8 protein-coding genes are annotated in these 11,399 nt (G+C 72.1%); 3 read left to right on the top strand and 5 right to left on the bottom strand.

Annotated elements, in window-relative coordinates; genetic code table 11:
• Window positions 1–94 precede the first annotated feature (94 nt).
• Window positions 95–1,030 (top strand): DUF3626 domain-containing protein, encoded by a 936-nt coding sequence (locus tag LN042_RS03775; RefSeq protein WP_230048342.1) that lies wholly within the window; start codon window positions 95–97, stop codon window positions 1,028–1,030.
• Window positions 1,027–1,800 carry a nucleotidyltransferase domain-containing protein gene (locus tag LN042_RS03780; protein ID WP_230048344.1) on the top strand — a complete coding sequence of 258 codons (774 nt, stop codon included), beginning with the start codon at window positions 1,027–1,029 and terminating at the stop codon, window positions 1,798–1,800. The genes LN042_RS03775 and LN042_RS03780 overlap by 4 nt, the downstream gene beginning before the upstream one ends.
• Window positions 1,801–1,929: 129 nt before the next feature.
• Here the strand turns inward: LN042_RS03780 and LN042_RS03785 are convergent, their stop codons facing one another.
• Complete coding sequence (locus tag LN042_RS03785; protein ID WP_230048346.1) at window positions 1,930–3,288, bottom strand: cytochrome P450; 1,359 nt, start codon at window positions 3,286–3,288, stop codon at window positions 1,930–1,932.
• Window positions 3,289–3,510: 222 nt separating this feature from the next.
• Between LN042_RS03785 and LN042_RS03790 the strand changes: the two genes are divergently transcribed.
• Complete coding sequence (locus tag LN042_RS03790; RefSeq protein WP_230048348.1) at window positions 3,511–4,560, top strand: TIGR03617 family F420-dependent LLM class oxidoreductase; 1,050 nt, start codon at window positions 3,511–3,513, stop codon at window positions 4,558–4,560.
• A gap of 85 nt (window positions 4,561–4,645) precedes the next feature.
• Here the strand turns inward: LN042_RS03790 and LN042_RS03795 are convergent, their stop codons facing one another.
• The 4 genes from LN042_RS03795 to LN042_RS03815 all read right to left on the bottom strand — a co-directional run bounded on the left by LN042_RS03795 (window position 4,646) and on the right by LN042_RS03815 (window position 11,379).
• Window positions 4,646–5,293 carry an NADPH-dependent F420 reductase gene (locus tag LN042_RS03795; RefSeq protein ID WP_230048349.1) on the bottom strand — a complete coding sequence of 216 codons (648 nt, stop codon included), beginning with the start codon at window positions 5,291–5,293 and terminating at the stop codon, window positions 4,646–4,648.
• Between the two features lie 760 nt (window positions 5,294–6,053).
• Entirely contained in the window at window positions 6,054–8,465 is a 2,412-nt protein-coding gene (locus LN042_RS03805) for an RICIN domain-containing protein (protein ID WP_230048351.1), read from the bottom strand.
• 43 nt (window positions 8,466–8,508) lie between these two features.
• Window positions 8,509–9,528 carry a LacI family DNA-binding transcriptional regulator gene (locus LN042_RS03810; RefSeq protein ID WP_230048353.1) on the bottom strand — a complete coding sequence of 340 codons (1,020 nt, stop codon included), beginning with the start codon at window positions 9,526–9,528 and terminating at the stop codon, window positions 8,509–8,511.
• A 51-nt stretch (window positions 9,529–9,579) separates the two neighbouring features.
• Window positions 9,580–11,379 (bottom strand): glycoside hydrolase family 36 protein, encoded by a 1,800-nt coding sequence (locus tag LN042_RS03815; RefSeq protein ID WP_230048354.1) that lies wholly within the window; start codon window positions 11,377–11,379, stop codon window positions 9,580–9,582.
• Window positions 11,380–11,399 lie beyond the last annotated feature (20 nt).

The raw sequence follows: 11,399 nt of genomic DNA on the forward strand, positions 1-11,399 counted from the left end.
CGGATGCCCGCCCAGAACGATCATCTGACGACCGATCGGAACGAGCCGGCAATCCGGTGGCGGCTGAGGATCACGGTCAGGCACAATGCCGGCCATGACTGCTGACTCGGCACTGGGTGTGACACCCGCGGAGCGTGCGCTGCGGCATGTCGCGGGGCTCGCCGTCGGGCCACCACTGGACCGACGGCTGCGGGTGACTCTCAACTTCCACCCCGACCGGTGGAGCGGCGGTGCGCCGATCCTGGCCCGGATGGCGGCGGACGGGGTCTACCACTCGCAGTTCACCACCGGCACCAGCAACGGCGGGCTGAGCGCCTTCCCCGGCGGCGACCGCTGGCGCTGGGAGAGCCGGATCTTCAATGAGGCCTATGACGCGACCGCGCCCCAGCACCGCCCCGTCTACGGAGCGCTGAACTTCCGTCACCGGCCGTACGGCGCCGCGCCGCGCTTCGGGTCCGCGCACTTCCGCCTGACGCCCGAGACCCTGGAGCGCACCACCTTCTGCTACCCGGACAGCTTCACCGAACCCACCGACTTCGGGGTGGCGGCACGGATGGGTCTGATCGCGCTGGCCGAAGCCGACCGGCGGGACGTGCTGGACGACTACATCGAGGCCCAGGTGCACGGCCCGGTCCGGTTCGACCGCGATGTCACCGCGCTGGTGCTGGACCCGAGTCACCGCGGTACCGAGGTCGAGGCAGCGGCCCGCCGGCTGCCCTGTCCGGTGGAGTGGCACCCGGGATGGCGGATCGCGGCGGCCGCGCTGCGCCGCTACCCCGACTTCCGCGGCCCCGAATACGTGGCACTGGCGGAGGAGATCGCCCAGGACGGCATGCTGGACCCGCGAATCCTCGGTGACGCGGCCCGCACCGGACGCCACGACCCGCAGGCCTTGAAGAAGGTGTGGCACTACCTGGCCCGGTTCGGCGCGCCCACGGCGGACGAGGCAGGGACGCCTGCGGCGGGCCAGGCAGCGGCGCCCGCGGCGGACGAGACGGAACCGGACGACAGGAAAGGCGCCGAGTCATGACCGACGAGCGGTTCCTGGCGCACCTCACCGAGCGGCTGGCCGCCCTGCCCACCGTACGGGCCGTCGCCCTCGGCGGCTCCCGGGCCCAGGGCACCCACACCCCGGCAAGCGACTGGGACGTGGCCGTCTACTACCGCGGCCCGTTCGACCCCGTCGACCTGCGCGCCCTGGGCTGGCCCGGCGAGGTCTCGGAAATCGGCGGCTGGGGCGGCGGTGTGTTCAACGGCGGTGCCTGGCTCACCGTCGACGGCCGCCGGGTCGACGTGCACTACCGCGACCTCGACGACGTCGAACGAGTTCTGGCGGAGAGCCAGGACGGCCGGTTCCACATCGAGCCGCTGCTGTTCCACCTCGCCGGCATCCCGAGCTACCTGCTGCTCGCCGAACTCGCCGTCAACCGGGTGCTGCACGGGAGCCTGCCGCGCCCCGACTACCCGGAGATGCTGCGCCACGCCGCCGCCAAGGAGTGGCACGGCCGGGCCGCACTGACCCTGGGGTACGCCAAGGCCGCCTACCCGAAGGGCGGGCAGGTCACCGAGCTGGCGGGCGCGCTGGCCGTGGCGGCGGCCCAGACGGCGCACGGGATCCTGGCGGCACGGGGGGAGTGGGTCACCAACGATAAGCGGCTGCTGCACCGGGCCGGCCTGCGCGGGCTCGACGAGGTGCTGTGCTCCCTGACGCCGGACCCGGCGGCGCTGGCGCAGGCCGTCGCGGCGGCGGAACGGCTCTTCGCGCAGGCCGCGGACCCGCAGGTGGCCACGACGCCGTAGGGAACCGCAGACCCGCGGGCGCCCGCCACCTCGCGGAAGGCCACCAACCGGCAGAGCGCCGCCACTCGCCAGAGCGCCGCGAGCCGGCAGAGCGCCGCCAACTCAAGGAAGGCTGCCGCAGGCCGGCTGTCAGCGCCGGTTGACCCGAAGTCGCAGCCCCCGCGGCGTCAGGGTGCTCTTGGCGACCGGCTTCACCGGCGGGCCCGCCACCGGCGTGAACCGCCAGCGGGCCGCGAGCGCGGCGAGCGCCAGGGTGGCCTGCGTCAGTGCGAACTGATCGCCGATGCACTTGCGGGGACCGCCGCCGAACGGAATGAAGGTGGTGCGGTCGGGCTTGCGGTCCGACCAGCGCTGCGGGTCGAAGCGTTCGGGCTCGGGGTAGAAGTCGGCGCGGTGGTGGAGCAGGTACGGGCTCCAGGCGACCGTGGAGGCCGTAGGGAACGCGTGGCCGCCGAGTACCACGGGCCGGGTGGTCTCCCGGGTGAGCATCCAGGCCGGCGGGTAGATGCGCAGGGTCTCGGTGACCACGTTCGCCGTGGTCCGCAGTGCCGGGAGATCGGCCGCGGTCGGCGGCGAGCCGCCCAGCACCGCGTCGGCCTCGGCCTGCAGCGTGGACTGCACTCGGGGGTGACGGGAGAGCAGATGGAGCGCCCAGCCCAGCGTGGCGGCCGTGGTCTCCGTCCCGGCGACGAAGAACGTCCGCAGCTGGTCGCTGATCTCCTGGTCGGTCAGCACCGGGCGGCCGTCCGGGTCCTCCGGGGCCACGGCACCCAGTAGGCTGGCGAGCAGGTCGCTCGGACCGGTGCGATCGGTGCGGCGGTGGTCGATGATCTCCCGAAGTGTCCTGCCGAACCGCTCGGTTGCGAGCTGGTAACGCCGGTTGGCCCGGGTCGGCAGTCGGTTGAGCACGGTGGGGCTGATGATCTGCCGGAACGAGCCGTTGAGCAGCGTCGTGAGGTCAGCCAGCAGCAACCGCTCCACCCGGTGCGGGATTTCGGCGGCGAACATGGCCGCCACCGAGCTGCGCATCGTCATGGTCATCAACTCGCCGCTGACGTCGATGACTTGGCCATCCTGCCAGGAGGCCATGCGGTGTTCGGCCGCAGCCGTGAAGTGCGGGGCGTACTCCGGGATCCGGTGCGGATGGAACGACGGCTGGCAGAGCCGCCGTTGGCGCCGGTGGCCGCTGTGCGGGCAGCCGGCCAGCCCGGTGCCCACCACGTCACGGGAGCGCTGGTAGATCGGGCCGACCTTGTCGAAGGTCCGGTCGTCCAGCAGCAGCCGGCGGGTGAGTTCCGGATCGCACACCACGACCACCGGGTGGTTGCCCAGCCGCACTCGGACCAGCTCGCCGTACCGCGCCAGCCCACAGACGAAGTCCAGCGGGTCGCGCAGCAGTTGCAGGGCGTGTCCGAGCACGGGCAGCGCGCCGGGTGCCGTCGGGATCGCGGACGCCTTCTTGGGCGGGATCGTGGACGTGGTGGCCATGGCTCCGTTCCGTCGGCTCCGGGGAGACCGCTACTCGACTCCCGCCCTACCCAGCTTCGCAGCCGCTGACGCCGCCGCGGCGCCGACAGGCCGTCGGGTGCCGTTGACGCCGGATGCCCGTCGATCGCGCCCGGTCCGGGGAGCGGCGGCGGCCTCTCGCGAGACAGGAGCGCCACCCGGATAGGCTTGCCTGCCATGATCCGCCGCCCTCGGGAGAACCACATGACCGATGCACCCCTGCGCCTGGACGTCACCGCCGCCGGTGGCCCCGCCGAGGGGCTTGCGCTGGCCGTGGCCGCCGAGCGCCGCGGCCTGGACCGGATCAGCTTGTCGGAGACCTCGTACAACCCGTTCCTCCCACTCGCCCGCGCCGCCGACCGCACCGAGTCGATCGAACTCGCCACCGGCGTCGCCATCGCCTTCGCCCGCACCCCGATGACCCTCGCCTACGAGGCCTGGGGGTTGCACGAGGCTTCCGGCGGGCGGGCGGTGATCGGACTGGGCTCGCAGGTCAGGACGCACGTCGAGCGACGCTTCGGGATGCCCTGGGACCGTCCGGCCGCGCGGATGCGAGAGTTCGTAGCCGCCGTCCGGGCGATCTGGCACAGCTGGCAGACCGGTGAACGGCTGGCGTTCCGCGGCGAGTTCTACCGCCACACCGTGATGACCCCGGTCTTCGCCCCCGACCCGATCCCGCAGGGCACCCCGCCGATCCTGCTGGCCGGCGTGGGACCGCTGATGACCGAGGCGGCCGGCGCGATGGCCGACGGGTTCCTCAGCCACCCGTTCACCACGACCGAGTACCTGCGCGGCACGGTGCTGCCGAGGCTGCGGGCAGCACGTGGCAAGGCGGAGGCCGAGCAGGCTCCGTGGACCGCCCGCCCGTTCGAGGTGGTCGGCCATGTGCTGACCGCTACCGGCCGCACCGAGCGGGAGTTCACCGAGAATCTCCGCCTGATCCGCGAGCGGATCGCCTTCTACGCCTCTACCCCTGCCTACCGGGCCGTACTCGAGACCCACGGCTGGGGCGAGCTGCACGACCGGCTGCACCCCATGTCGGTGCGGGGGCGGTGGAGGGAGATGGGCGAACTCGTCGACGACGAGGTCCTGGCCGCCTTCGCGGTGGCCGGGACGCCGGCCGAGGTCGCCCGGGAGATCCGGCGGCGGTACGCCGGCCTGGTCGACCGCCTCTGCGTCAGCGGTCCCGACGGCGCCGACCAGGAGCCGCTGCTGGACGTGCTGACCGAAATGCGGGCGCTCGACCGGGGCTGAGCGCGGCCGGGCGGGGTGTGCAGTCAGGGGTTGCACACACCGCCCGGCCGGTGATCAGCCCGTGGCGGTCAGGCCCTCACAGCGGTCACGCGGTGACCACGGCGAAGTTGAACGGCGTGTCGCCCAGCTTGCCGTACAACCGGATCCAGAGCGGCAGGACCAGCTCGGTGCCGCCCGCGGTGGACAGGTCGCCCAGGTCGATGATCTGGGCCGTGCTCCAGCCGAACTCCCGGAGCAGGTCGGACACCAAGGCCTTGGCGTCGGCGTCGTCGCCGCTGACGAAGACGTTGTGGTGGCCGGGGACCAGGCTCGGCTGGACCATCACCGCGTTGTTCATGGTGTTGAGGGTCTTCACCACCCGCGCGCCGGGGAAGGCCCGCTGGATCTGCTCGGCCAGGCTCAGGCCGTCCTTCTGGAGGATGCTGGGCGGGAAGCCCGCCGAGAAGTCCAGCGGGTTGGAGACGTCCACCACCACCTTGCCGTCCAGGTTCTCCGCGCCGGCGGCGATCAGCGCGTCGAGGGAGACGAGGCCGAGAGTCGCGTTGACCACCAGCTCCGCGTCGGCCGCGGCCTGGGCGAAGGTGCCGTGCGAGCCGCCCTGTTCGGCGGCCCACTGCGCGGCGGTGGTGTTGTCCGCCGTGCGCGAGCCCAGGGTGACCTGGTGCCCGTTGGCCACGAAGGCGCTCGCGAGGCGACGGCCGACCTCACCGGTGCCAAGAACAGCGATCTTCATGATCATTACCTCCCAGCGTGTAACGGAGTTGACTGGCTGTCAGAGTAGACGGTCAATCCGACCGGCAGGGTTCAGCGCTTGGGAGCCGGGAGGGGTGGCGACCCTTCGAGCGGCCGCGCAGGGAAGGTGGGCCATTGCCCGAAAGGGCAATGGCGAGCGTCCGGCCGGGTGAGCGGGTGCGGCCCGGGTGCCGCGGCGACGTCAGTCCGGGCCGGGTCGGTGCGGGTCGGTCCTGACGCGGCCTGAACCGTGGAACCGGCGTGTCCTGACGGCGTGTTGACGCTTGAGTCAGTGCTCGGGCCAACGGGAGGAGCGCGGGGCGCCGACGGCGCGGGCGGTCGGCGCAGGGTCTCCCCTGCGGTGGCGGATCCGTACGACACCGCCCGGCCCGGACACCCCGCCGGAGCTCTTCGAACAGCGCCGGACTATGCGAAGTCAGCCCGGGCGGCGCACGGCGGCGGCGATCGGCGGCCGGACCGGCACGACCTCGGCGGCACGCGCCGGCCAGGCGGTCCCGCCGGGGCCTCACCTGCCGTACCGGCGCTCGCGGTTGGCGTAGGAACGCAGCGCGCGCAGGAAGTCGACGCGGCGGAAGGCGGGCCGGTGGGCGTCGAGAAGTGCCTCCCGACGTAGGTGGACTGCCAGAGCAGGAAGCCGGGGAGGCTCGGTCCGCAGGGGTTGCGGATCAGCGCGGGAGCCCGTGCCCGCCGCCGGGCAGAGCAGTGGTCGACGGCGGGCACGGGCTCGGATGCGGGGAGGATCAGCCGGTGACCTGGACCACCGCGGTCTGGCCGGCCGGGACGGTCACCGTCGCGTAGCTGTAGGTGTTGCCGTCGACGGTGGTGGTCTGCACGGGCTGCGCGACGCCGTTGACGGTGATCCCGCTGTGCCCGCCGGTGAACTGCGCCGTCCAGGTGAGGGCGCCGGAGCCGGAGCTGTTGGTCAGGGTCGACTTGGTGAGGCCGTCATGGCGCAGCGTGACCGTGTGCGAGCCGATCGGGATCGAGGTCAGCTGCAGGTAGCCGATGTCGCCCGGGAGTTCGGCGTGCGTGGTGAGGGCGTTCGCGGCGGCGTTCGGCTGGACGCCCATCAGGCCCTGCACGGTCTGGCTCAGCAGGGTGAAGGAGACTTCGGGGTAGTCGCTGTTGAGGAACCCACCGGAGTGCTGGTTGTTGACGTTGTTGTAGACGTACTGCATCCACTTCCAGCCGGTGGCGCTCATGTTGTGGGCGAAGAAGACGTCCGGCAGGTAGGTGTCCGCTTCGAGGTTGCTCGGCGCGCCCGTCCCGGAGGCCTGGCCGTCGATGAAGTTGAGGTAGTTGGTCTCCCGGTAGCCCGGGTTCATGATGCCCTTGAGCGGCATGAACCAGGAGTTCTCCTTGCCCCAGTCGGTGAAGGCGGTGCCGCTGGTGCTGTAGGCCCGCACCACGGTGTTCCAGTTGTTGGGGTTCCCGCTCCACCCGTTGTTGTAGTAGTTCTTCAGCGTGGTCGCCAGGTTGGTGTACTTGGTGGCGTCCGCGGTGTCGCCCTTGGCGGTGGCCAGTGCGGCTGCCGCCAGGTAGGCCTGGTACTGCGAGCCGATCGAGTCGCCCGACTCGGCGAGGGTGGCGCCGTTCTCGTTGTAGCTGGCCACCCCCTGGAAGATGTCCCCGCTGCCGGCCTCGGCGATCGGCACGCCGTTGTTGTTGAGCGGGCCGGTGTGCCCGGCGATGAACGGGCCCACCGTGTTGGCCACGTAGGTCGAGAGCGTGGGGTCGTTGAGGTAGTCGCTGTCGCCGGTCCACTGGTAGGCGTCGTCGACCTTCTGGGCCAGCTCGAACGGCGCCGGCAGCTCCCGCACGAAGTCGGTCGGGCTGTTGTAGTCGATCGAGCCGGCCGTCTTCGCGTCGAAGTTGACGGACCAGTAGGGATCGTAGTTCTGCCCGGGTGTGGCGGAGGCGGCGAACGCCTTCAGCATGGTCTTGTTGTCCGCGTCCAGGCCCAACAGGTGGGCTCCGGCCACCTGGTGGGAGAAGTCCCGGGAGTAGAAGTCGGAGCGGAACGGGTAGCCGGCCCAGTAGGTGTTGCTGTAGACGCCCTGCCCGGTGCCGCCGGTGTTGTTCTCGTCCGCGTTGATCGGTCCGGTCGAACCGGGCTGGCTGGCGAAGGAGTTGGCTTTGGTCTTGGCCCAGTTGAAGAGCGCGGCCAGGGTGGCGTTGTCGGAGCTGAGCTGCGGGTTGTTCGGCGCGGACTGGGCGACCGAGACGTCGTCGACGTTCACCCAGCCGGTGGGCGCGGAGCCGATCGCCACGGTCACCGCGTCTCCCGCGTGCACCTGGATGCGCGGCAGCGTGTACTTGGCGTAGACCGACTGGTTGGGCAGCGTCAGGGTGGCCGCGGTGCTGCCGTTGACCTGGACGCTGAACGTGCCGCCCGCGGCGCCGCCGGCGATCCAGGCGCTGACGTCGTAGCTGCCGTCCTCCGGCGCGGTGACGCGCTGGCTGACCTGGTAGCCGGTGCCGGCGTCCAGGTAGGCCGCGGTGCTGCCGAGGTGCGGGTTGTTGCCGGCGATGCCGCTGTGCGCGCTGAACGTCCAGCCGCTGGTGCCCTGTTCGAAGCCGGAGTTGGCGAACTGCAGCGGGTCGGCCCGGGTCAGCAGCCACAGTTGGTTGCTGCCGCCATTGCAACTCCACTGCTGGATCTGGGTGTTGGGTGCGGACGTGCCATACGGCAGATCAAGGCAGAGTGCTGGGCTGTTCTGCGGGTGGACCACGGTGCCGCCGTTGCCGGCGGTGAGCGTGAACTGCTGGCCGGCACTGCCGTCGCAGGTGTTCTCGACCAGGGTGGTGCCGGAGGTCGTGCCCGGCAGGCTGAGGCAGGAGTTGGTGGCGGCCCGGTCGGCGATGGTCCAGCCGCCGTTGCCGTTCGCCGTCAGCTGCCAGCGCTGGTTCAGCAGGTTCTGGCAGGGTTGCTGCACCACCGGGGTGCCGGGATCGGTGGCGGCCCACTTGCCGCCCAGGCACTGGCCGGTGGCGGCGGAGGCGAGGAAGTAGGAGCTTCCGGAGACCACGGGATCGCCGGCGGCGGCGGCCTGGCCGACCGGTAGCAGGGTGACCGCGCCGGCGGCCAGCGACACCAGGCCGAGGTGCGCGTGGACGCGGCGGTGGAGGCGGGAGCGGGTGGGGTGCGGCAAGGGATCCTCCGACAGGGGGTGTTGGGGGAGTGCCCCGGCGGCCTCAGCTGGGCGGCCGCCGGTCGAAGTGGGGGCCGGTCGTGCCGCGCACGACGACCTCGGGCTGGAACATCAGTTCGCCGGGCGGGACTTGGCGCCCGGACAGCAGACCGACCAGACCGCGTGCGACCTCGGTGGCCAGCCGGTCCACCGGTTGGCGCACGGTGGTCAGCGGCGGGTCGGTGAACTCCATCAGCGGGCCGTCGTCATAGCCGATCACCGAGACGTCCTCGGGGACCGACAGGCCCTGGCGGCGGACGGCGCGGATCGCGCCGAGTGCCATCTGATCGCTGCAGGCGACCACTGCGGTGCAGCCGTCGCGCAGCAGCCGCTCGGTGGCGAACTGGCCGCCCTCGACCGAGTAGGTCTGACGGACCACCAGTTCGGCGTGCTCGCCCAGGCCGAGCGCGGCCATGGCGGCCCGGTAGCCGGCCACCCGGCGGTCGGCGGGCCGGTTGCCCATCGGTCCGGCGGCCATGCCGATCCGGGTGTGGCCGAGCTGGTGCAGGTGGCGCACCGACAACTCGGCCGCGTAGCCGTCGTCGCTGGAGTAGGCGATCGAATGGCCGCCCTGGAAGCAGCCGTTGATGCAGACGTACGGCACCGCCCGGCTCTCCAGCAGGTGCAGCACCTCGGGGTCGAACTGGTTGAGGGTGTTGCTGGCGGAGCAGAAGACGATGCCGGTGGCGCCCAGATCGAGCAGCGACTTGAGGAAGTCCCGCTCCTGGACCCCGCCCGGCAGGGCGGGGCAGACCACCGCGCGCAGCCCGTGCGGGGCCAGGGCCAGCCCGATCTTCTCGGCCAGCACGCTGAAGATCGGGGTGGACAGCCCCGGCGTGATCACCCCGACCACACCGCCGCCGGTGATGCTCCGCTCATAGCCGAGCTCGTCAAGCGCCTGTTCGACCAGCTGCCGGGTCTTCGGCGAAACACCGCTCTTGCGGTTCAGAACCCGGCTGACGGTCGCCAGGCTCACGCCGGCGCGATCGGCGACCTCGGTGATCTTCACCTTCTCCTGCTCCATGCCACCCTCGATTGCGTTGCTGCCTGTGCTGCCTGATCGGCGGCAACTATGTCATCCCGCGTCCGGTGCGACCCGGCAGAGCCCGCCGGGCGGCACCGCCACGGTGTGCAGGCCGGGCGTGAGCTTGAGGGTGAGCGGCGGCTGCGGGCGGCCGGTGGCGTCGAAGACGCTCAGCCGCACCGCCCGGGGCGCGCCGGTGACGTCGAGCAGCAGGCGGCCGACCGGGGTGGCGTTGATCAGGGCCAGTTCGTCCCAGCCGTCGGTGGACAGCGCGGCCGGGCGGTCGGTGTAGCTGGTCACCACCCACTGGCCGCCGTGACGGGCCGTCACCTGCGGGTAGAGCTCATCGGGGCGGCCCGGTTCGTAGTGGCCGCCGGTGAGCGCCGGCCGCAGCTCGCGCCAGACGCCCAGCCAGAAGGTGAGGGTCTCCCGGTGCGAGTCGGACAGCTCGGAGAGCCGCGCGGAGAGCTGCGGCACCGCGTGCAGCGCGCCGTGCAGCTGGCGGGCCACGGCCTGCGGGGCGGCCTGCGGGTCCCACATCAGCATGTCGGAGTGGACGGCGCCGCCGGGTGCCAGCAGGCCGATGTCCAGGGTGCGGATCCGATTGGCGAGCGCGTCGGCCGGGCAGTCGACCGCGCGCAGGGCGTTGCCGAACGCGGTCATCGCCGGGCCGGTGTACGGCTGGCGCAGCTCGATCACGAACTCGTCGCCGCGCAGGGCCCGCAGTTCCTCCCGCAGCCGGGTGAGCAGCTGGTCCATCGCCTGGCCGACGTCGTGCACGTAGCCGGGTCCGAGCTCCTCCGGGATGGGTGCGCCGGAGTAGGTGCCGGCCTCGTCCAGGAAGTCGACCTTCAGCCCGTCCAGGCCGTAGGAGTCGACCACGTCGCGGCAGGTCCGCACGATGTGCTCGCGCACCTCGGCGTGGCGCGGGTCGAGGATCCGGCAGTCCAGGCCGCGGTCGTACTCCGGGGCGTAGCGGGCCAACTGCTGGTGGGCGGCCGACCGCTCGCCGAGCAGCAGCGGGGCGATCCAGGCGACGTAGCGCAGACCCAGGCCGCGCACGGTCTCGACATGGGCGCGCAGGTCGGGGAACTTCGCCGGATCGGCCCGCCAGTCACCGCAGCCCGAGTAGCCGCGGCCGTTGGCGTGCAGCTGCCAGCCGTCGTCCAGGAACAGCTGGCCGCAGCCCAGCTCGGCGGCCAGCGCCGCCTCCCGTTCGACGGCGGCCGCGTTGACGTCCTGGGTGAAGGCGTACCAGGTCGAGTAGACCGGGGTGCGGCCGAACTCCGGGACGGGCAGCGGGGCACCGCCGGGCAGCGCGGCGAACCAGCCGCGCAGCTCGCGCAGCGCGCCCGCCACGCTCTGGCCGGGCGCGGCGAGCCGCACCCGCAGGGCGGCGCCCGCGGTCAGCCGGCAGCGCAGCCACACCCCGAAGCGCTTCTCCTCCTCCGAGACACCGAACCGGATCGCGGTCTGCGCGGCGGTGCGATCGGCCCCGAAGGCCAGCAATGCCGATCCGTCGGCGTCGTAGAGGCAGCCGGTCGGCGCGGAGTCGATCAGGGAGACCGCCCGCCAGGGCGACCAGTCCGCGGGCAGGGTGCGTGCCCAGCCGGCGTTCGGGTGCCAGTAGCCGACCGCATCGCCCAGCGGCACGTCCAACCGGAGGGTGGCGTCCACGGGTTCGGTGGCGGTGATCAGGACCTCCTCCTGATCTCCCGTCAGCTCTGCTGCGGCGGAGAATGCTTGGAGGGTGACCCGCACGCCGTGCAGCTCCAGCCGGTGAGAGCCGGTGTGCCACTGGTCCGGGGTGAAGGTGGGCAGCGCGGTGAGGTCGATGGAGCCGGTCTCCACGGGAGGCCTTCCTGGATCGG

Origin of the sequence: Kitasatospora humi (assembly GCF_020907985.1) — a bacterium.
In the GTDB taxonomy this organism is placed as follows: domain Bacteria; phylum Actinomycetota; class Actinomycetes; order Streptomycetales; family Streptomycetaceae; genus Kitasatospora; species Kitasatospora humi.

Excerpts from the sequence above, each read along its gene's own strand:
- LN042_RS03775 (WP_230048342.1), top strand. The coding sequence starts at position 95 with ATGACTGCTGACTCGGCACTGGGTGTGACACCCGCGGAGCGTGCGCTG.
- LN042_RS03780 (WP_230048344.1), top strand. The coding sequence starts at position 1,027 with ATGACCGACGAGCGGTTCCTGGCGCACCTCACCGAGCGGCTGGCCGCC.
- LN042_RS03785 (WP_230048346.1), bottom strand. The coding sequence starts at position 3,288 with ATGGCCACCACGTCCACGATCCCGCCCAAGAAGGCGTCCGCGATCCCG.
- LN042_RS03790 (WP_230048348.1), top strand. The coding sequence starts at position 3,511 with ATGACCGATGCACCCCTGCGCCTGGACGTCACCGCCGCCGGTGGCCCC.
- LN042_RS03795 (WP_230048349.1), bottom strand. The coding sequence starts at position 5,293 with ATGAAGATCGCTGTTCTTGGCACCGGTGAGGTCGGCCGTCGCCTCGCG.
- LN042_RS03810 (WP_230048353.1), bottom strand. The coding sequence starts at position 9,528 with ATGGAGCAGGAGAAGGTGAAGATCACCGAGGTCGCCGATCGCGCCGGC.